Origin of the sequence: Burkholderia arboris (genome assembly GCF_902499125.1) — a bacterium.
Taxonomy (GTDB): Bacteria; Pseudomonadota; Gammaproteobacteria; order Burkholderiales; family Burkholderiaceae; genus Burkholderia; species Burkholderia arboris.
In genome coordinates this window covers 1-20447 of sequence record NZ_CABVPX010000010.1, presented here as the reverse complement: position 1 = coordinate 20447, position 20447 = coordinate 1, and the positions used below count along the sequence as shown (strand labels likewise).

The following is a 20447-nucleotide window of genomic DNA, read 5'->3' as shown; positions in this document are numbered from 1 at the left end:
TTTCCTTCCCTCTGCCATCATGAAGAATCCTTTCGTTTCGTCAGCCGCGTGCCGGGTGCGCGGCGTATCGCATGCCGCGGTCGCGCTCCGCTGCATCGCCGCGTCGTTGCTGCTCGCGGGCGCAGCGACTCACGCGTTCGCCGCGCCCGCGGGCAAGACGCTCGTGTACTGCACCGAAGGCAGCCCGGCCGGCTTCGATCCCGGCCAGCACACGACGAGCACCGATTTCGACGCGAGCACGTACACGATCTACAACGGGCTCGTGCAGTTCAAGCGCGGCACGCTCGATCTCGAACCGTCGCTGGCGACGAGCTGGGACGTGTCGCCCGACCAGCGAACGATCACGTTCCACCTGCGGCGCGGCGTGAAATTCCAGACGACCGCATGGTTCAAGCCGACGCGGCCGTTCCAGGCCGACGACGTCGTGTTCACGTTCCGCCGCATGCTCGATCCCGACGATCCGTTTCGCAAGGCCTACCCGGTCGTCTTTCCGTACTTCAGCGATCTCGGTTTCGACCGCAACGTCGAGCGCATCGAGAAGGTTGACGACTACACGGTGCGCTTCGTGCTGAAGACGCCCGACGTCGTGTTCGTACGCAATCTTGCGATGGCGTTCGCATCGGTGCTGTCGGCCGAATATGCGGCGCAGCTTGCCGCGCACCATCGCGAGTCCGACATCAACCAGTTCCCGGTCGGCACGGGGCCGTTCCTGTTGCGTACGTACCAGAAGGATGCGTTGATCCGCTACGAAGCGAACCCCGACTACTGGAAACCGGACGACGTGAAGCTCGCGCGCCTCGTGTTCGCGATCACGCCCGATCCGGCGGCGCGGCTGCAGAAGCTGGTGGCCGGCGAATGCCAGGTGTCGGTGTTCCCGCGCCCGGCCGATCTCGAGACGGTGCGGCGCGACCCGAAACTGTCGCTGTTCTCGGGAATGGGGTTCAACGTCGGCTTCGTTGCGTACAACACGCAGCATGCGCCGCTCGATCGCGTCGACGTGCGGCGCGCGCTCGACATCGCGATCGACAAGGCGGCGATCGTGAAGACCGTGTTCAACGGCGACGCGAAGATCGCGACGAACCCGATGCCGCCCGCGCAATGGTCGTACAACCCGCGCCTGAAGGATGCGCCGCGCGACCCGGCCGCCGCGAAGGCGCTGCTCGCGCAGGCCGGCTTCCCGAACGGTTTCGACCTGACGCTGTGGGCGATGCCGGTTCAGCGCCCGTACAACCCGAATGCGCAGCTGATGGCGCAACTGATCCAGCAGGACTGGGCGAAGATCGGCGTGCGCGCGAAGATCGTCAGCTACGAATGGGGCGAATACAACCGCCGCGCGAAGCACGACGGCCAGCACGACGCGATCCTGTACGGCTGGTCGGGCGACAACGGCGACCCCGACAACTGGCTCGGCACGCTGCTCGGCTGCGACGCGGTGCACGGCAGCAACCTCGCGAAGTGGTGCAATCAGGATTTCGAACGACTCGTCGGCGCGGCGCGCTCGAACGCGGATGTCGCGAAACGCACGTCGCTGTACGAGCAGGCGCAGGTGGTGTTCAAGGACCAGGTGCCGTTCACGCCGATCGCGACGTCGATCGTGTCGCTGCCGATCTCCAAGCGGGTCCACGGGCTGACGTTCTCGCCGCTCGGCGGGCACCGGTTCGACGGCGTGTGGCTCGATTGACGGAGAAGGGGCCGGCGCGCCCGGGCGCGCCGGTGCCGATGGCGATCAGTTGAGCGCGACGGCCGCCGCCGTTTCGACCGGCGAGCCTTCGAGCGCGACCGACGGCCGGCCGTCGGGGCCGACCGGCACGTCGCCGGTCAGCGTCGTGCGGTACAGCTGGCGGTCGAAGTCGAGATCGAAGATGTCGACGGGCGCGAGATGCGCGGTCGCCCGGTTGTCCCAGAACGCGATGCTGCGCGGTTCCCACTTGAAGCGGATCGTGAATTCCGGCCGCGTCACGTGTTCCCACAGCAGTTCGAGCAACGCCTGGCTTTCGCGCGGCGTGAGCCCGACGATCGACTTCAGGAAGCTCGGGCTCACATACAGCGCACGTTCGCCGGTCTCCGGATGCACGCGCACGAGTGGATGCTCGGTCACGAGCGGGCGGCGTTCGACGGCCTCGTCGAACGCGCCGGTGGCGCGCGCACCGGCCGGCGGCGTGAAGCGGTGAATGCCGCGCAAGCCGTCGACGAAGCCGCGCAGCGGCGCGGACAGCGTTTCGTAGGCGCGCACGAGGTTGGTCCAGTGCGTGTCGCCGCCGTAGGGCGGGATCGTTACGCCGCGCAGGATCGACGCCCACGGCGGATTGACGGCTGCCGTCACGTCGGTGTGCCAGCCCGTCCACGGCCGGCGCACCGGTTCGCCTTCGAAGCGCGTCGCCTTGCGATGTTTCGCGATCGAATAGACGGCAGGGTGACCGTCGACGTGCCCGAACACCGGGTGGCCGACCGTCGGTTCGCCGAACTGCGCGGAGAACGCGACATGCTGCTCGTGCGTGAGGAATTGCTCGCGGAAGAAGATGACACGCCATGTCAGCAGCGCGGCGCGGATCGCCGCGATCTGCGGCGTGGTCAACGGTTGCGTGAGGTCGACACCGCGGATTTCCGCGCCGATATGGGCGGACAGCGGGATCACGTCGACCGGCTGGGCGGCGGGTTCGAGTAGGGCGCTCATGCGACGCTCCTGGCGGAAGTGGGCGGGATGGATGGCCGACATCGTTGCGCGTGCAAGCGTTGGGCCGGGGGCGGAAGGTTCATGGTCGGGTGTCCTGCAGGGAATCGCGCGGCGGCGCGCGGCAACGGGCGCCGCCGCGATCGGTGGGCGTTACTGCAGCGTCGCGCCCGGGCCCTTCAGCACGACGCTCTGGCGGCCGTCGATGCCGACCGGCACGTCGCCGTGCACGGTCGCGCGGCGCACGACGCGGCGCGCATCGCCGTAGTCGTTGATCGCGTAGTGCTGCGTCGCGCGGTTGTCCCAGATCGCGACGTCGCCTTCCTGCCAGTTCCAGCGCACGGTGTTCTCGAGGCGCGTCACATGCTCGTGGAACACCTGCAGCAGGTGTGCGGAATCCTGCGACGACAACCCCTTGAGCCGCTGCACGAAGTGTCCGAGCACGAGCGTGCGCTCGCCGGTTTCAGGATGCACGCGCACGACCGGGTGCTCGGTTTCGTAGACGGTCGACGTGAACACTTCGCGATAGCGCTTCAGTTGCGTGTCGTCGGCATGCACGTGCGTCGACGCGTAGTCGTATGCGTTGGTGTGCAGCGCCCACAGCGTGTCGGCGAGCGCACGCAGCGGGTCGGGAAGGTGCGTGTACGCGGCGGCCGTGTTGGCCCAGACGGTATCGCCGCCGAACGGCGGAATCACGACCGCGCGCAGGATCGAGATCTTCGGGTACGCATCGACGAAGGTCACGTCGGTGTGCCACGAATTGGCGCGGGCGCCGTGCGCGGAATCGAGTTCGAGCAGGTGCGCGCTGCCGTCGACGGACGGCACGGTCGGGTGCGCGACCGTCTTGCCGAAGCGGCGTGCGAAGGCTTCCTGCGCGGTGTCGTCGAGATGCTGCTGGCCACGGAAGAACAGCACCTTGTGGCGCAGCAGTGCGGCCTGGATCGCGTCGAACGTCGCGTCGTCGAGCGCGGCCGACAGACGCACGCCGGCGATCTCGGCGCCGATCCGGCCGGCGACCTGGCGAAGCTGAAGCGGGACGGCGGCCGCACGCGGCGCGGCGTGCGAAGCATGCGAAGACGGGTGAGCGGCGTGCTGGACTTCGGACATCGGGAGTCTCCTGGAGTCGGGTCGGTCGAATCTCCATTCAAGCAGGGACCGTGCGGAACCGGAACCGATGAATCTTCACAACCTTAGCGTGCGCGCTGCGATGAACGATATGTGTCGTGGTGCTGAACGACGCGGCCCATCGCGCGCCTACCAGGCGAGCCGCCATTCTCCGATCCGGTGCGGGCGCGGCGTGTCGATGCGCTTGCCGCCCGTGCCGTCGTCGCGCGGCGGTTCGCTGTCGTCGAAATCGGCGAGCACCGTGTTGCGCAATCGCGCGAATTCAGGCGAATCGCGCCGGCGCGGCCGCGGCAGCGCGACGTCGACGATACGCTCGATGCGGCCCGGGCGCGGCGCCATCGTGACGACGCGGTCGCCGAGATAGACGGCTTCGTCGACATCGTGCGTGACGAGCATCATCGTGATGCGCTCCTGTTCCCAGATGCGCAGCAGTTCGTTCTGCATCCGAGTACGCGTCTGCGCGTCGAGCGCGCCGAACGGTTCGTCGAGCAGCAGCACGCGCGGGCGGTTCACGAGGCCGCGCGCGATGGCGACGCGTTGCGCCATCCCGCCCGACAACTGGTTCGGAAAGGCGTGCTCGAAGCCGTTCAGCCCGACGAGCGCGATGTGATCCGCGATCGCGCGCCGTTTCGCGGCGGCATCCAGCGGCGCGTTGCGCAGCGCGGCGCCGATGTTCTGCTCGACGGTCAGCCACGGGAACAGCCGATGATCCTGGAATACGATGCCGCGTTGCAGCGATGTGTCGCGCACGCGCTCGTCGCCGGCGCGGATTTCGCCCGTGTAGTCGGTGTCGAGCCCGGCGACCAGCCGCAGCAGCGTCGACTTGCCGCAGCCGCTGGCGCCGACGATCGTGACGAATTCGCCGGCGCGCACGTGCAGCGATACGTCGTCGAGCACGGCGAGCGCTGCGCCGCGTTGTGCGTAGTGCTTGCTCACATGGAGGATGTCGAGCGAATCGGAGGCGAGGGTCGTCATGGCGGTGCGAAGAGAGGAGCGGCAGGAAAGGAAAGGGCGATCAGCGCGACAGGTCGCCGCGCCGGGCCAGCACCGTGCGCTCGATCGCCCGCGCGATCGCATTCAGTGCCCAGCCGGTCACGCCGACGACGATGATCCCGAACAGCACGAGATCCATCCGGAACTGCTCGCTGCCGTCGATCAACGTGTTGCCGATCCCGCTGCCCGCGACGAGCAGGTATTCGGCGCCGAGCGTCGCGAGCCACGAATAGATCAGGCCGAGATACAGCCCGGTGAAGATCGACGGCAACGCGGCCGGCAGGATCACGTAGCGGACGAGCTGGAGCCGCGAGTAGCGCAGCGCGCGGGCCACGTCGACGTACGCGCGCGGCACCGCGTGAATGCCGTCGCAGGTGTGCGCGGCGACGGGCAGCAGCGCGGCGAGCGACAGGAACACGACCTTGGCGGCGTCGCCGAGGCCGAACCATACGGAAATCAGCGGAATCCACGCGAACAGCGAGATCTGCTTGAACGTGTCGAAGCTCGGGCCGACCGTCCGCGCGGCGACGCGCGACAGCCCGAGCGCGGCGCCGAGCAGCAACCCGCCCGTCGCGCCGATCGCGAAGCCGCACGCTTCGCGTGCGAGCGACGCGGATAGCGCGCGGCCGAGCGCGCCGCTCGTGGCCTGCGCCCATCCGGTGTGCAGCACGTCGGCGGGGCCGACGAGCAGCCCGCTTTTCACGAGGTGTGCGGAAGCGGCGGCCCACCAGAGCGCGAACGCGACGAGCGGCAGCACGAAGCCGCGCCAGTCGGGCGCATGCAGGCGGCGGGCGGCCGTAGTGTCCGGCGTTTCGTCCCGCGTGGCGGAATGTGGCACGGGTGAGTCTCCTTCGATTGGGCGGGCAGGCCGGTTCAGCCGCGAAACGCGGAAGGCACGCCGCGGCGCAGGCGCGCTTCGAGCGCGTCGAGCGCCCGGTTGATCAGCAGGCCGACCGCGCCGACCACGACCACGGCCGCCATCACGAGATCGAGCTGGAACAGCTGCCGCCCGTACACGATCAGGTAGCCGAGCCCTTCGGACGAGGCGACGAGCTCGACCACGACCAGCGCGAGCCACGACTTCGTGAAGGCGAGCCGTACACCGGTCGCGAGCGTCGGAATCGCGGCCGGCAGTACGACGTGGACGATGCGTTGCCGGCGCGTGTAGCCGAACACGCGCGCGACTTCGTCGAGGGCGGGCGGCGTCTGGCGAAACCCTTGCAACGTGCTGAGCGTGACGGGGACGAGTGCCGCATGCGCGATCAGCAGGTACTTGAGCGGTTCGCCGACGCCGACGAGCAGCAGCAGGAACGGCAGCCAGCCGAGCACCGGAATCTGCACGAGCGCATTGAAGCTCGGCAGCAGGTAGGCTTCGAGCGTGCGCGACAGGCCGAGTGCGACGCCGATCGAAAAGCCGAGCAGCGTGCCGGCCGCGAAGCCGACGAGCACGCGCTGCAGGCTGATCAGCGTGTGGCGTGCGAGGTCGCCGCTCGTCGCGAGATCGTTCAGCGATTCGACCACGCGCTCGGGCGGCGGGAGGATTTGCGGCGCGATCCAGCCGCGTGCGCTGCCGACGGTCCACAGTGCGAACAGCAGCGCGGGCAGCGCCCACGGCGCGAGTTGCCACGCGAGCCGCCGCACGCCTGCCGCGCGGCGCGGCTGCGCGGCGAGCGCGTGCGGCTCGGACGACGGGACGGGAAACGCGGTGTCGCTCATCGGGGCGGGTCCGGATCAGGAGAGGGGCTTGCCGGCTGCGTCGTATCGCTGCCAGTAGTGGTCGAGCTTCAGCGTGCGCAACGCATTGTCGAGATACTTCGGCTGGAACCAGCCATCGACGTCGACCGGCTGACGGATCAGCTTCAGGTTCAGCGCATCCTGTGCGACGGCCTTGTAGCGCGCGACGAGGAACGGGTCGATCAGCGGGGACAGGCGGTCCTTCAGGCGCTGGTTCGCATAGTCGGCTTGCCACGACGCATACGGCACGCCGCTCTTCGCCCACAGCTTGAACAGCGCATCGCGGTTCGCCTCGTCGGACGACCATTGCGCGCCCTTCACGAACGCGGTGACGACGCGCTGCACGATGTCCGGGTGCGCGCGCTCGAAATCGTCGAGCACGAGCAGGTGAGTCTGGCGCGTCAGTTGCGGGCCGTCGTTCTGCGATTCGTAGATGATCTTCGCGAGCCCTGCATCGCGCAGCTTGTACAGCTGATAGTCGCCCACCGATGCGTCGATGCCTTTCGACGCGAGCGCGGCGAGCGAGCTGGCGGAGTCGAGATTGATCACGCGCAGGTCGCGTTCGCCGAGGCCGTTCTTCGCGAGCGCGTTATCGGCGACGAGCTGCAGGTTGGTGCCGCGGAAAATCGATACGCGGCGATCTTTCAGCTCGTTGATCGAACGGATCGTCGAATCGGGCGGCACCGCGATCTTGACGCCCGAGCGCACGCTCGCGGCGAGCAGCAGGCGCGTCCTGATCCCGTTCGAGCGGGCGAGCACGGCCGGCAGGTCGCCCTGGTACGCGAAGTCGAGCGCCTTGTTGGCGATCGCCTCGTTGACGGCGGGCCCTGCGCCCTTGAAGAACAGCCACTGCACCTTGATGCCGTCGGCGGCGAATTCCTTTTCGACCAGTTGCTGCAACTGCACGGTGGCGGCGCTCGATCCGCCGAAGGTCGGCGGATCGCCGGCGCCTTGCTGGGCGACGCCGATGCGGATGGTGGCGGGTTGACCGGCGTGCGCGGCAGCGGCCGGCAACGCAACGAGGGACGCGATCAGCAGCGATCGCAGCAGGTGCAGTGGAAGCATGAATCGTTGGATCCGGGACGTTGGGGGACGAGGCCGGGCCTGAGCCCGTCGGGTCATTCTCGATGACGTGCCGGGGGCGGACAAGCAACGATTTGAACTATGCTTATCGGCGCTTTGCGGACTGCCGTGCATGGCGTTCCGCCATGTGCGGACGAGCGCCGCACTCACATGCATTGGAAATCAATTCAGGATTCCAATCATATCGATTGAAGCAGGATGCTGAATCCGGCAATTGCCGAATGGAAAATCGCGATGCCGGCGAGCGTGAATCAGCGTGGAAATCGCTTGCCTAATCGGGGCGGAAAGACGGGGAAGGGTAATCGGGAAGACGTGATGCGAGCACGTCGTTTTTGCCGGATCGGCAGGACCGTCGCGGTGAGACAGGTGTATCTGGATCGGTTCCGCATGCCGATAAAGCGAATGGAAACGGTTCGGTTGCCGATCGGTAAATCATGCGCCTCAACAGACGCCTTGCCTGTTTCGGTACGCGAATCATTCGAAGTGCCGCGAGAAAAAATGACGGTAAATGAGCGGCACGGCTTTCACCGTTGAAGGGGGAAATCCATAAATGCATTCCGACGCCAAATTATTTGAATTCGCCTGAAAAATTGTCTATACCCTAGACGAATCGGCGCGGTTGCTTCGTGTGGAACAGACCGCGCCAAGGGCGCAGGCACGCAACGATCGACGTCGTCGTTGCACGTCGCGCTTGCAGTGATCGGGAGGATTCCGGGGGGATGCGCGCGACCTCGTGCCAGGGTTGCGCGCATGCATCGCAATGGGCGAAGGTCCTGCGCAACCGCCGGAGCAACAGCGCGTCTTTTCGTTCAACGGTCGGTCACCGACCCGTTACACGGAGGTTGCCATGCTGCAATACGTCAAGTCCCTGCTGCGTGACGAGCGCGGCGTCAGCTCGCTCGAATATGCCGTGCTGGCCGGTATCGTCGTGGTCGCGCTGGCGGCGGTCGGCGTGATCCTCAGCAGCACCAGCGGCGGCTTGCCGAGCGTGTTCACCACGCTGATCAACAAGGTGACGAGCCTGATCTGATCCCCTGAACCCGCGCGCCGCCGACGCACACCGGGATCCGCAGCGGTAGAACGTATCCGGCCGGGGCGTATCGACGGACGGCTCTCCCATGCTCACGCTCGTGCAGTCGGTGGCCACGGTCTTGCTGGCCTCGCTCGCCGCGCAGGATCTGCGCGACCGGCGCCTGTCCAATCGCGCGGTGCTGGCGTTCGCGGCGCTCTATTTCGTCGCGGCGGCGCTCGCGCGTGACGGGTTCGCGCCACTGGCCGGGCATGTCGCGACCGGCGCGGCGGTGCTGCTGCTGTTCGGCGGCATGCGCCACGCGGGCTGGATCGGCGGAGGCGACGTCAAGCTGGCGGCGGCGGTATTCCTGTGGGCGGGCCCGGCACTGGTGTTTCCGGTGCTGACGAGTGTCGGCGCGGGCGGACTCCTGTGCGGCCTCGCGTTGCTGGCGTCGCGGCCGCGCCGCGACGCGCCGGTCCGCGCGCTCGCCGCGCGCGGCGTGCCGTACGGCGTTGCGCTCGCGCTCGGCGGCACGCTGGCCGTCTGGGCGTCGTTTCCACATACGGTTTCGCTTACCTAGCCGGGGGACGCACGCCGCCATGCCCAAACCGTTGAGAATGGCCGTGCTCGTCGTTGCCGCCGGCATCGGTGCGTTCATTCTGCGCGAACTGTACGTCGCCGCGTCGACGCCGTCGGTGCCCGCGGAAACGGATCAGGCGCGCGTGCGGGTCGCCGCCGCCGATCTGCCGGAAGGGTTGCTGCTGCGCGACAACGATCTGGCATGGAAGCGCATGCCGCGCGCGCAGGTGCCCGCTGGCGCGTTCGTCGAGTCGCAGCCGGGCGCGGACCTGAAAGGCGCGCTGCTGCGCAACCATGTTGGCGCGGGCACACCGATTCGCGTCGAGAACGTGATTCCGGCCGGCGCGCCGGATTTTCTCGCGGCCGCGCTGCAACCCGGCATGCGCGCGATCTCGGTGCCGGTCGACGACGTGTCGGGCAACGCGGGGCTGATCCAGCCGGGCGACTTCGTCGACGTATTGCTGACGCAGCCGATCGGCGGCTCGGCGACGTCGCCAGGCACGTTCGAAGCGGAGACGGTGGTGCGGCGCGCGCGCGTGCTCGCGGTCGGTTCCGAATTCCAGCGTGCGAAGCCGCCCGCGAGCGCGCCGGACGCGACGGCTCGCGCACGCACGGTCACGCTCGAGGTCGCGCCGCGCACCGCGCAGGTCGTGCTGGTGGCGACTCGCCTCGGCTCGCTGTCGCTCGCGCTGCGCAGTTTCGCGACGAGCGACCGGCGGCAACCGGCAGGCGGCGCCGAGCAGGAGCCCGATACGCAGCCCGTGTGGGCAGGTGACGTGTCGCGCGCGGCCCGCGAGGCCGCACGCGAGCCGTCCACCGGGCCGGATACGGGCGCGCGGCCGGCGTGGCGAAGCAACGCGGTCGTGATCTATCGCGGCTCGTCGGTCGACGACGGAGCGCGTGGCGGCGGGGCCGGCACGCCGGGCCTGCCGCCGCTGCCGTCCGGGCTGCCGTCCTGGCCGGCGATGCCCGCGACACCAGGCGGCGCCAACGTTGCGGCGGAGGCCGCCGCACCGCCGCCGGCAGCGGCGGCGCAATGACGGCTTGACGATTCGGGCCGCCCGCCCGGCGGCCGGCATTTGACGGGAACACGCATGGTGCGCATGGTTCGTTCGATCGCTTTCCTGGGCCTGGCCTGCGTCCTGGCGTCCGGGGGCGCGTCCGCGCAGGTCGCGCGGGCGCCGGCCGCGGGCGAGGCGCTGTCGATCGCGACCGGCAAAGGGGAGCTGCTGTCGCTGCCCGAGCCCGCGGCCGCGATGTTCGTCGCCGATCCGGCCATCGCGGACATCCAGGTTCCGTCGCCGCGCACCGTGTTCGTGTTCGGCAAGAAGGCGGGCACGACGACGCTGATCGCGCTCGGCGCGAACCATCGCCCGATCCTGCGCAAGACGGTGATCGTGCAGGTCGACACGGCGTCGCTGCAGGGCGTGCTCGACAGCCGCTTTCCGCAGCTGAAGCTGGCGGTGTCCGGCGCACCGGGCTCGCTGATGGTGTCGGGCAAGGTGCCGGGCGCGGCCGATGCGGACGCCGTGATGCAGTCGCTCACGCCGTACCTGCACGACAAGGAAAAGATCGTCAACCGGCTCACGCTGTCGCGCCCGATCCAGGTGAACCTGCGCGTTCGGGTGACCGAGGTGAGCCGCAACATCACGCAGCAGCTCGGCATCAACTGGAGCTCGCTCGGCAGCGCCGGCAACTTCGTCGGCGGGCTGTTCAACGGACGCACGCTGTTCGATCCGACGACGAGCCTGTTCAACCTGTCGCCGGCGGGCGCGTTCTCGGTGCTCGGCGGATTTCGCGCGGGGCGCTGGTCGATCGACGTGGTGCTCGACGCACTCGACCAGGAGGGCCTGATCACGATGCTCGCCGAACCGAACCTGACCGCGATGTCCGGCGAAACCGCGAGCTTCCTCGCGGGCGGCGAGATTCCGATTCCGGTTGCGCAGGCCGGTTCGTCGACCGGTGCGATCACGGTCGAGTTCAAGCCGTTCGGCGTGTCGCTCGATTTCACGCCGACCGTGCTCGCCGACAACCGGATCAGCCTGAAGGTGCGGCCGGAAGTGAGCGAGATCGATGCGAGCAACAGCGTGACGACCGGCGGCGTCAAGGTGCCGGGGCTCACGGTACGGCGCGTCGAGACGACGGTCGAGCTGTCGAGCGGGCAGAGCTTCGCGATCGGCGGGTTGCTGCAGAGCCAGACGGCCGACACCGTATCGCAGATTCCGGGGCTCGGCCGGCTGCCGATCATCGGCCGCCTGTTTTCGTCGAAGAACTTTCAGGACAACAAGACCGAAGTGGTCGTCATCGTCACGCCGTACATCGTGCAGCCGGCCGGGCCCGGCCAGCTCGAGCAGGCGATCGACACCGTCGCGCGGCCGAGCAGCGACCTGGAGTTCGCGGTGCAGCGCAACCTGGGGCTCGACCTGCTGTCGGGCGACACGCCACGCCTCGTCGGCGCCGCGGGCTTCGTGTACTGAACAGGAGGAGCGCGCATGCGAACCCGATCGACCGTTGCCGCACTGCTACCGCTGGTGCTCGCGGGCTGCCTGTCGGCGCCGCCGCCGGTCAACCTGCCCGATGCGCGTGCGATCGGCTTCGACGGCACGCACGCGGTGCCGCCCGACTGCGCGAAGCTGATGCAGCCATCGCATCTCGTCGACGCGGGGTACGCGCGGCCCGGCGTGCCGTTCGGCTGCGCGACCTACGCGAACCTCGCGGCGATGCTCGCGCGGCCGGAGGATCTCGTCGCACCCGTGCCGTACGGCGGCGCGGACGCGCAGACCGCGGCCGACGCGGTGCGCCGCTACGTCGAGGATCGCGTGAAGGTGCCGACGCCGGGCAAAACGCAGACGACCGTCTCGCCCAGCCATTGACCGGACCGGATGCCATCACGATGCCGCCCATGAACCTCCTCGACCGTCAGAACGCCAGGCGCGCCACGTCCGCGGGCGCGGCCGATCTCGTCGCGGTCGTATCCGATTCGGGCAGCCACGACGTGATACGTCGCGTCACGCAGGAGCTGTCGATCACGCGCACCCAACTGCAGCTGGGCACCTGCGACGATGCGATCCGGCTGCTGCAGCAGTACGAGCGTTCGCCGCGCCAACTCATCATCGACGTGTCGGATTCGGTGCTGCCGGTGTCGGACCTGATGCGTCTCGCCGACGTGTGCGACCCGTCGGTGCGGGTCATCGCGATCGGTACGCAGAACGACGTCGGGCTGTTTCGCAACCTGCTCGGCATCGGCGTGCAGGACTACATCGTCAAGCCGCTGACCGTCGAGTTGATGCGGCGCGCGCTGACGGCGACGGAATCGGTCGTCCAGGCGCGCACCGGCAAGGTCGTCAGCTTCGTCGGCGCCCGCGGCGGCGTCGGCGCGACCACGATCACGGTGAGCCTCGCGCGCTTCCTGGCGGGCGAGAAGCGCCGACGCGTGGCCTACGTCGACCTGAACCTGCATGGCGGCGGCGCGAATTCGATGCTCGGGCTGTCTAGCAACAACGGGCTGATCGAATTGCTGAACATGGGGCAGCGCCCTGACGACGCGTTGTTCGAGCGCATGTTCGTGACGAAGGGCGACCGGTTGCACGTCCTGTCCGCCGAACTGGCGTACGGCGCCGACGCGCCGTTGGGCGACGAGGCCGTCGCGCGCCTGGTCGACATGCTGAAGGACCGTTTCCACTACGTGCTGTTTGACGTGGGAAGCAGCGCCGGCAAGCTGCTCGAGGACGCGCTCGTCGCGTCCGATCTCGTCCATGTCGTGGTCGACCGCTCGGTGCACGCCGCATACGAGGCCGCGCGGCTCGTGCGTTTCGTGCGGGAGCTGCCCGGCGAGCGGCTGCTGTCGATGGTACTGAACAATCCGCTCGCGCCGGTCGCGGGCCGCGTCGAGCCGGTCGATTTCGAAGAGGCGTTCGGCGGCGCGAAGCTGCACGAACTGCCGCACGAGCCGCAGACGCTCGCCGTCGCCGAGAACCTCGGCGAGCCGATCGAAGGTGCGAAGCGGTATGGCTTCGTCGACCAGATCCGGCAGCTCGCGAACGGCATCACCGGCGAGCCGATGGTCGTCGCCGAGCCGTGGTATGCGCGGTTCGCCAGGTGGAGGAAGGGATCGTGACGTTCGGTACCCGCAACCGGCCGCCGGCGGACCCCGAGCCGGCCGCCACGTCCGCCGTGGCGCGCGAGCCCGTGCCGGCCCCGGTGGACGTGCCAGCGCCTGTGCCGGTGCCCGCGTCGGCGCCGGCCCGCGCGCCGGTGGCAGCCGATACCCACGAGGCGCTGATCCGGTCGAGCAAGTTCGATGCGATCCGCAGTGCGGTGTTCGCGTCGATGAACATGTCGGCGGCGCTGATGAAGACGCGCGACGAGGTGCGCGCGGGCATCGAGCAGGTGGCCGCGCACACGGTCGAGCGCGAGCGCCTGAAGATCACGGCCGGCGAGCAGGTGCTGATCGTCGATGCGATCCTGAACGACATGTTCGGCGTCGGGCCGATCGAGCCGCTGCTCGCCGACGATACGGTCACCGACATCCTCGTCAACGGGCCCGACCAGGTTTATGTCGAGCGAGCGGGCCGGCTCGAACTCACGGCGCTGAAGTTTCGCGACGACGCGCACGTGGCGAGCGTCGCGCAGCGGATCGCGGCGGCGGTGGGGCGGCGCGTCGACGAGAGCAGCCCGATGGTCGACGCGCGACTCGCCGACGGCAGCCGCGTGAACGTCGTGCTGCCGCCGGTCGCGATGCGCGGCCCGTCGATCTCGATCCGCAAGTTCGCGAAGCGCGACATCACGCTCGCGCGGATGGCGCAGCAGGGCAACATATCGCATCCGATGCTGCAGGTGCTGAAGGTCGCGTGCGCGTGCCGGCTGAACATCGTGATCTCGGGCGGCACCGGCTCGGGCAAGACGACGCTGCTCAATGGGCTGTCGCAGCACATCGAGCAGCACGAACGGATCGTGACGATCGAGGATGCGGCCGAGCTGCAACTGCTGCAGCCGCACGTCGTCAGCCTCGAGACGCGGCCGGAGAATACCGAGGGGCTCGGCGGGATCTCGCAGCGCGATCTCGTGCGCAACGCGCTGCGCATGCGGCCCGACCGCATCATCCTCGGCGAGATTCGCGGCCCCGAGGCGTTCGACGTGCTGCAGGCGATGAACACGGGTCACGACGGCTCGATGACGACGATTCACGCGAATTCGCCGCGCGATGCGATCAGCCGGCTCGAAAGCATGGTCATGATGGCGAACGCGAACCTGCAGTTGCTGTCGATCCGGCGCCAGATCGCGAGCGCCGTGCACCTGTTCGTGCAGATCGAGCGGATGCGCGATGGCGTGCGGCGCGTGACGCGGATCACCGAGATCGTCGGGATGGAAGGCGAGGTCGTCATCACGCAGGACCTGTTCGCGTTCCGTCAGGAAGGCGACACGACGCGCGATGCGGTGAAGGGCGTATTCGAGGCGTCGCCGTTGCGGCCGGGATTCGCGGCGCGTGCCGCGTATTACGGTGTCGAGGATGCGCTCGCCGAGGTATTCCGGCAATGAGGGCCGCCGACCTGTTCGCGGCCGGCGCGTTCGTGATGATCCTCGCGATCGGGCTCGTGCTGTCGTCGCTGTTCGACCGCGCGAGCCACACGCCGGCCCAGCGCATCCGCGCGCGGATGCGCCGGCTGTCGCCGTTGCTCGCCGGGCGCGACGGGCACGGGTCCGCCGCGCCCGGCGTCGCGCTGTTCAACCTCGAGCGCCGTCAAGGTCGCCTGCGCGCCTGGCTGCAGCGCCGCGTGACGCGCGTGCGCGCGGTAGGCGGCAAGGGCGGCGTGAAGATCGTCGTCACGAGCACGATCGCCGGCGCGATCGCGGCGATCGTCGCGGTGAAGCTGATCGGGCCGCCGGGCTTCCTGCGCCCGCTGATCTACGCCGGATTGCCGCTGGTCGCGATGCGCGCCAGCTACCGTGCGCTGGTGGAGCGCTTCCGGATCCGTTTTCTCGAAGCGTTCCCGGACGCGATCGACGTGATCGTGCGGGCGGTGCGCGCGGGCATTCCGGTCACGCAGGCGATCGGCATGGTCGGAGACAGTGCGGCCGAACCGGTGCGTGCGACGTTCCGGTCGATGGGCGACAGCCTGCGCGTCGGCGCGGATCTCAAGGACGTGCTGACACAGGCGGCGGACCGGCTGACGATCGCCGACTTCTCGTTCTTCACCGTCTACTTGCTGCTGCAGCGCGAAACCGGCGGCAGTCTCGGCGAAACGCTCGACGAGCTGTCGAGCATCATCCGCACGCGCCGCGACATCCGCCTGAAGACCCGTGCGCTGACCGCCGAAGGGCGCATCACGACGAACATCATTTCGGCGGTGCCGTTCGTGATGATCGGCGCGCTGTTCCTGGTGAACCGCGATTACGTGATGCTGCTGTTCAGGACGCCCGCGGGGCACACGATGCTGACGATCGCGGCCGGGTTGCTGACGGTCGGCCTGCTGGTGATCCGCAAGATCTCGAGACTGGATACCGCGCGATGACGATGTCGATACTGGCCGCCCGCGGCCTCGAGTTGCTGTTGCTGCTCGCCTGTGTCGCGGTGGCGCTCGCCACGCCCGGCGGCGGTACCCGCCAGCGGATCGCCGCGCGCGTGCGGCAGGCTGCCGGGCAGCACCCGCCTGCACCGGTGGCGGGGTGGCTGCAGCCGGGCGGGGTCCGCCTTGACCTGACGCGCCGGCTCGCGCAACTGGGCGAACGGCTGCCGGTGCTCGACCCGATGCAGCGCGTCAAGCTCGGCCTGCAGCTGACGCGCGCGGGCTTTCGCGAGCGCCGTGCGGTGTCGTCGATGATCGGGATCAAGCTGAGCTGCGGCGTGCTGTTCGCGTGCGGCGCGATCGTGTTCAGCCCGCTCATTCCGCGCTTCGGCGAATACTTCGTGATCCGTGCGCTGGCGATGATCGCCGCGTTCGTGATCGGCGTGATCGTGCCTGAATACGTGCTCGGCGCGATGATCCGGCGGCGGCGGCGGATCATCGCCGCGTGCTTTCCGGACGCGCTCGACCTGCTCGTGATCTGCACGATGGCCGGCAACAGCCTCGCGTCGGGCATCCGGCGCGTCGCGCACGAGCTGTCGCGCATCTGCCCGCCGCTCGCCGACGAGCTGACCGTATGCGCGGACGAGCTGACGCTGAGTGGCGACGTATCCGCGACGCTCGCGCATTTCGCGACGCGCGTCGATTTCACGTCGGCGCGCTCGCTCGCGACCACGCTGACGCAATCGCAGCGGTTCGGCACGCCGATCACGCAGGCGCTGCGCACGCTGTCGCGCACCGAGCGCACCGAGCAGATCGTCGCGCTCGAGGAGCGGGCCGCGAAGCTGGCGCCGAAGATCACGCTGCCGATGATGCTGTTCATCCTGCCGACGGTTTGCCTGATCGCGGCGGGCCCGGCGGCGATTCGCCTGCTCGAGGTATTCAGATGACACGATCCGTCGTACGCGCGTTCGCGCTCGCGGCCGTACTGCCGGTACTGGCCGGCTGCGGCACGCCGGGCATCCAGACGCGGCCGGTGCTGTCGCACCGGAGCGACGACCCGCAGGCCGAGCTGCGCATCGCGGACAGCGCGCTCGCGGGCGGCAACGTCGATCTCGCGTCGACGCTGTACGAGAAGGTGCTTGCGAAGCATCCCGATTCGCTCGCGGCGCGCCTCGGGCTCGGCGACGTCAACTACCGCGCGGGCGATCTGGAGCGCGCGCGGATCCTCTACGACGAAGCGCAGCGACAGGCGCCCGCGGAGCTCGGCCCGCGGCTCGGGCTCGCGCGCGTCGCGTTGCGGCAGCGCCGTCTCGACGAAGCCGCGCAGCGCTATCGCGACCTGCTGGCCGCGCAGCCGGATCATCCGCTCGCGGCGGAAGGGCTCGGTACCGTACTCGACCTGCAGGGGCGTCATGCGGATGCGCAGGCCGTGTATCGCGAGGCACTGCGTGCGCATCCGGACGCGCAGGGGTTGCGCGTCGACCTTGGGCTGTCGCTCGTGCTGAGCAACCGGCCGCGCGAGGGCGTGAACGTGCTGCTCGACGTCGCCGGGCTGCCGTCCGCGCCGTGGCAGGCGCGCCAGAACCTCGCGTTCGCGTACGGCGTGCTCGGCAACACCGATTCGGCGAAGAAGCTGCTGTCCGCGGATTTGCCCCCATCGGCGGTGGCCGACAACCTGCGCTTTTACCAGGCGGTGCGCGCGCGGCTTGCGTCGCGCGGGGGCGCAGGGGTTGCCGGAGGGGCCGGCAGCCCGCCGCCACTGTCCGGCGCGGCGCTGGAACCGGGCGTCGCACCGCCGGGTGCGGGGGCTGCAAAATGACACGCGGGGCGACGGGCGCGCGCCGCGCGCGCGGCGTCGTGTCCCTCGAGTTCGTGCTGATGCTGCCGTTCCTGCTGATGGTGCTGATCGGCATCATCGACACGAGCCTGATCCTGTGCGACAAGGCCGTCATCACGAACGCGAGCCGCGAGGCGGCGCGCGCCGGCGTCATGTTGCGGGTGCCGATGCTGACCACGACGCAGATCGCCGGCATCGCACAGACCGCCATGCAGAACAGCCTGATCACCGGCGGCACGGCGACGACACCGGCGGTGACCGTGACGCAGGCGAACGGCACGACGTCGGGCACCGCGCTGACGGTGACCGTGACCTACACGTACTCGGGGCTCGTGCTGGGGTCCGCGTTCAGCGCGCTGACCGGCCCCGTGACGGTCTCGGCGACGTCGGTGATGCTCTATGAATGACGTGACCGCCACGCAACCGGTCGGCCCCGTGCGGCAGCGCGGTTCGGTCGCGCTGTTCTTCCTGCTGTTCCTGATTCCGCTGCTGTCGTTCGGCGCGCTGGCGATCGATATCGCGTGGGTGGTCACGGTGAACAACCAGCTGCAGAACGCGGCCGATGCGGCCGCGCTCGCCGGGGCCGATGCGATGATGTCGCCGAGCGGCGGTGCGGTGAACTGGTCGCAGGCCGCGCCGGCGGCGAACGGTGTGATCGCGCTGAACTCGGCGGCCGGTGCGGCGCTGTCGACCGGCACGGTGACCACCGGATACTGGAACGTCACGCGCAGCCCCGCGTCGATGCAGCCGACGACCATCACGCCCGGCACGTACGACGTGCCGGCGGTGCAGGTCACCGTGTCGCGCGCGCCCGGCGTGAACGGCGGCTCGATTCCGCTGCTGCTCGCCGGGCTGCTGGGGATTCCCGGCGCATCCGACAGCGCGACCGCGGTGGCGGTGCTGGCGGCGCCGGGCGGGATCGGGGCAGGCGGGCTGTTTCCGGTCGCGATCGACCAGTGCGTGTACAACCTGTACTGGAACGCGGCGACCAACCAGCCGCTGATCAATCCGCTGACGGGCCAGCCGTTTGAATTCTCGATCACGAACGGTCAGATCTATGGCCTGCTGTGCATGGGCGGGCAGTGGACGTCGTTCCAGTCGACCGCGACCGACACGTCGACGATTGCGGGGCTGATGGCGACCGGCAATCCGACGACGCTCAACATCGGCGACAGCATCAATCTCGCGACCGGCTCGAAGACGGCGCTCTACGCGTCGGTGCCGGTCGGCACGACGGTGGTGGTGCCGGTCGTCACGCAGACCGCGACCAGCACCACCGTGCCGATCGTCGCATTCGCGCCGTTCCATATCGACGTGTCGCTCGGCGGCTCGTCCAAGTACATCCAGGGCCATTTCGTCGCCGGCGTGAAGATGACGGGCGTCGCGACCGGCGTGGGGCCGTACTACGGCGTATACGTGCCGCCGCGCCTCGCGTTTTGAGCGCCCGGGCCGGCGCGGCGCAGCAGCACGAGCAGCGTGAACAGCGTGACGGCCGGGCCGACCTGCGGCCATTGCAGCCACGGGTTCAGGTATTCGACGGCCGGCAGCAGCCACATGAGCGCGATCGCGGTCTGCTCGCCGCGCCGCCAGCCGTCCTGCCAGCTGGCCGCCAGCATGCACGCGATCGCGATGCCGAGCCAGGCGAGCTCGTAGTGCCACACGTACGGGTTCGCCGCGAGGGTCGCGACCGCCAGCACCGCCGCGCGCAGGCGGACGTCGCGCGAGCGCGTCCATACGACGCAGGCGACGGCGATCGCCAGCGCCGCGACGCACGCCTGCGCGGCATACGCGATGCCAGGCGGCAGGCCCGCGAGACGGAAGGCGGCGAATGGCGCAGGCGACGCGAGCCAGAACACGACGCCTTGCTCGAGGAGGAGCGACCGCGCGAGCGCCGTACCGGCGACGAACAGGTGTAGCGACTCGACACCGCAGATCAGTACGCTCAACGCGGCGAACGCGGTGGTGGCGAGCGCGGCCCACGCGATCGTGCGCCATGCGCGCGTCGCGACCAGCACGAACGGGAACAGCAGCGCCATCTGCGGCTTGGCCGACAGCAGGCCGATGCAGAGGCCGGCCCACATCGGCCGGCGGTCCGCCCAGCGGACGGCCAGCGCCGCGCACGACGCGGTCAGGAACGCGTTCTGCCCGAACATCGCGGTGACGAACACGCACGGAGCGGCGACCAGCGCGATCCCGCCGGCACGTGCCGCGCCGGGGAGCGCGCCGAGGCCCGATACGCGTAATGCGGCGAAACCGAATACGACGACACCGAACGCGACGAACAGCGGATAGCCGATCGCATGGGGCAGCAGCGCCAGCGGCGTCACGAGCAGCAGGTTGGTGGGCGGGTACAGCCACGCGACGAAGTTTTCGTGGCGGAACTGCGGGAACAGTTCGGCCGCCAGCCGCGCGAAGGTTGGCAAGTCGTACGCTTGCCACGGCGAGCCGTGCAGCATCACGTACGACGCCGTCCAGAACACCGCGTAGCCGGCGCCCGGACGTGACAGGGCGGTGGCGGGCGCGTGACGTATGACGGATATCCAGAGTGCGAGGAGTAGCGCGTAGCACGCGAGCGCGACGGCGCTGTATGCAACGACGCGCCGGGGTGTCAGCCAGGCGCGCAGGGGAGGGGCCGCCGATCGCGCCGATTGCCGGGGGAGATCCATGCGTCGCATGCGCGGTTACTTGGCGGAGGCTTTCCGCGCGCCGTGGCCGGCCACCGCCGCGGGTAGTGGCGTCCGGCGGCGGGCCGCGTGCGGGCGCTTGAGCGGGAACTGCAGCAGCGTCGACGCCGGATGCGCGGCTGCGTCACGCTGCGCGTGGAAGCGCTGCCGCACGAGATAGACCGGGCGCTGCTTCGATTCGTGATAGATGCGGCCGAGGTATTCGCCGATGACGCCGATGCCG

21 protein-coding genes and 1 pseudogene are annotated in these 20447 nt (G+C 69.2%); 14 read left to right on the top strand and 8 right to left on the bottom strand.

Translation table 11 applies throughout. The features are described from left to right. The first annotated feature begins 19 nt into the window (after window positions 1-19). Window positions 20-1681: an ABC transporter substrate-binding protein gene (locus BLA15945_RS14195; RefSeq protein WP_174992700.1), complete on the top strand. Its 1662-nt coding sequence runs from the start codon at window positions 20-22 to the stop codon at window positions 1679-1681. 45 nt (window positions 1682-1726) lie between these two features. Here the strand turns inward: BLA15945_RS14195 and BLA15945_RS14190 are convergent, their stop codons facing one another. The 6 genes from BLA15945_RS14190 to BLA15945_RS14165 form a co-directional block, all read right to left on the bottom strand. Next, window positions 1727-2674, bottom strand: a complete 948-nt coding sequence (locus BLA15945_RS14190) for a TauD/TfdA dioxygenase family protein (RefSeq protein ID WP_174992699.1) — start codon at window positions 2672-2674, stop codon at window positions 1727-1729. 150 nt (window positions 2675-2824) lie between these two features. After that, window positions 2825-3778, bottom strand: coding sequence for a TauD/TfdA dioxygenase family protein (locus tag BLA15945_RS14185; protein WP_059237185.1), 954 nt, complete (start codon window positions 3776-3778; stop codon window positions 2825-2827). A 147-nt stretch (window positions 3779-3925) separates the two neighbouring features. Then, window positions 3926-4771 (bottom strand): ABC transporter ATP-binding protein, encoded by an 846-nt coding sequence (locus tag BLA15945_RS14180; RefSeq protein ID WP_174992698.1) that lies wholly within the window; start codon window positions 4769-4771, stop codon window positions 3926-3928. A 40-nt stretch (window positions 4772-4811) separates the two neighbouring features. Further along, complete coding sequence (locus tag BLA15945_RS14175; protein WP_174992697.1) at window positions 4812-5627, bottom strand: ABC transporter permease; 816 nt, start codon at window positions 5625-5627, stop codon at window positions 4812-4814. 35 nt (window positions 5628-5662) lie between these two features. After that, window positions 5663-6505: an ABC transporter permease gene (locus tag BLA15945_RS14170; RefSeq protein ID WP_174992696.1), complete on the bottom strand. Its 843-nt coding sequence runs from the start codon at window positions 6503-6505 to the stop codon at window positions 5663-5665. A 15-nt stretch (window positions 6506-6520) separates the two neighbouring features. Next, the gene (locus tag BLA15945_RS14165; protein WP_174992695.1) at window positions 6521-7588 is read right to left on the bottom strand and encodes an ABC transporter substrate-binding protein; all 1068 of its coding nucleotides are present in this window, start codon (window positions 7586-7588) and stop codon (window positions 6521-6523) included. Window positions 7589-7804: 216 nt separating this feature from the next. Between BLA15945_RS14165 and BLA15945_RS14160 the strand changes: the two genes are divergently transcribed. From BLA15945_RS14160 to BLA15945_RS14100, 13 genes are all read left to right on the top strand, one after another. Beyond that, a complete protein-coding gene (locus BLA15945_RS14160; protein WP_155627206.1) occupies window positions 7805-8140 on the top strand; it encodes a hypothetical protein in 336 nt (111 codons plus the stop codon). A 313-nt stretch (window positions 8141-8453) separates the two neighbouring features. Then, entirely contained in the window at window positions 8454-8636 is a 183-nt protein-coding gene (locus BLA15945_RS14155) for a Flp family type IVb pilin (RefSeq protein ID WP_041493341.1), read from the top strand. Between the two features lie 88 nt (window positions 8637-8724). Then, window positions 8725-9198, top strand: coding sequence for an A24 family peptidase (locus tag BLA15945_RS14150; protein WP_059237180.1), 474 nt, complete (start codon window positions 8725-8727; stop codon window positions 9196-9198). Between the two features lie 19 nt (window positions 9199-9217). Then, window positions 9218-10237, top strand: a complete 1020-nt coding sequence (gene cpaB / locus BLA15945_RS14145; RefSeq protein WP_174992694.1) for a Flp pilus assembly protein CpaB — start codon at window positions 9218-9220, stop codon at window positions 10235-10237. A 54-nt stretch (window positions 10238-10291) separates the two neighbouring features. Next, complete coding sequence (locus tag BLA15945_RS14140) at window positions 10292-11674, top strand: type II and III secretion system protein family protein (protein ID WP_174992693.1); 1383 nt, start codon at window positions 10292-10294, stop codon at window positions 11672-11674. A 15-nt stretch (window positions 11675-11689) separates the two neighbouring features. Continuing rightward, a complete protein-coding gene (locus BLA15945_RS14135; RefSeq protein WP_059237177.1) occupies window positions 11690-12070 on the top strand; it encodes a CpaD family pilus assembly lipoprotein in 381 nt (126 codons plus the stop codon). A gap of 20 nt (window positions 12071-12090) precedes the next feature. After that, entirely contained in the window at window positions 12091-13314 is a 1224-nt protein-coding gene (locus BLA15945_RS14130) for an AAA family ATPase (protein ID WP_174992692.1), read from the top strand. Beyond that, window positions 13311-14735 carry a CpaF family protein gene (locus BLA15945_RS14125; RefSeq protein ID WP_174992691.1) on the top strand — a complete coding sequence of 475 codons (1425 nt, stop codon included), beginning with the start codon at window positions 13311-13313 and terminating at the stop codon, window positions 14733-14735. Before BLA15945_RS14130 ends, BLA15945_RS14125 begins: the two co-directional genes overlap by 4 nt. Then, window positions 14732-15709, top strand: coding sequence for a type II secretion system F family protein (locus BLA15945_RS14120; RefSeq protein WP_174992690.1), 978 nt, complete (start codon window positions 14732-14734; stop codon window positions 15707-15709). Before BLA15945_RS14125 ends, BLA15945_RS14120 begins: the two co-directional genes overlap by 4 nt. Continuing rightward, complete coding sequence (locus BLA15945_RS14115; RefSeq protein WP_174992689.1) at window positions 15706-16650, top strand: type II secretion system F family protein; 945 nt, start codon at window positions 15706-15708, stop codon at window positions 16648-16650. Before BLA15945_RS14120 ends, BLA15945_RS14115 begins: the two co-directional genes overlap by 4 nt. Then, the gene (locus tag BLA15945_RS14110) at window positions 16647-17522 is read left to right on the top strand and encodes a tetratricopeptide repeat protein (protein ID WP_174992688.1); all 876 of its coding nucleotides are present in this window, start codon (window positions 16647-16649) and stop codon (window positions 17520-17522) included. The genes BLA15945_RS14115 and BLA15945_RS14110 overlap by 4 nt, the downstream gene beginning before the upstream one ends. Beyond that, window positions 17519-17947 carry a TadE/TadG family type IV pilus assembly protein gene (locus BLA15945_RS14105; protein ID WP_059237172.1) on the top strand — a complete coding sequence of 143 codons (429 nt, stop codon included), beginning with the start codon at window positions 17519-17521 and terminating at the stop codon, window positions 17945-17947. Before BLA15945_RS14110 ends, BLA15945_RS14105 begins: the two co-directional genes overlap by 4 nt. Further along, a complete protein-coding gene (locus BLA15945_RS14100) occupies window positions 17940-18980 on the top strand; it encodes a TadG family pilus assembly protein (protein ID WP_174992687.1) in 1041 nt (346 codons plus the stop codon). Before BLA15945_RS14105 ends, BLA15945_RS14100 begins: the two co-directional genes overlap by 8 nt. Here the strand turns inward: BLA15945_RS14100 and BLA15945_RS14095 are convergent. Together BLA15945_RS14095 and BLA15945_RS14090 are read right to left on the bottom strand one after the other, a co-directional pair. Then, a complete protein-coding gene (locus BLA15945_RS14095; RefSeq protein ID WP_174992686.1) occupies window positions 18944-20206 on the bottom strand; it encodes a glycosyltransferase family 87 protein in 1263 nt (420 codons plus the stop codon). The two genes, BLA15945_RS14100 and BLA15945_RS14095, sit on opposite strands and share 37 nt — an antisense overlap. A gap of 15 nt (window positions 20207-20221) precedes the next feature. Continuing rightward, window positions 20222-20447: pseudogene (locus BLA15945_RS14090) on the bottom strand (glycosyltransferase); the annotation flags it as partial.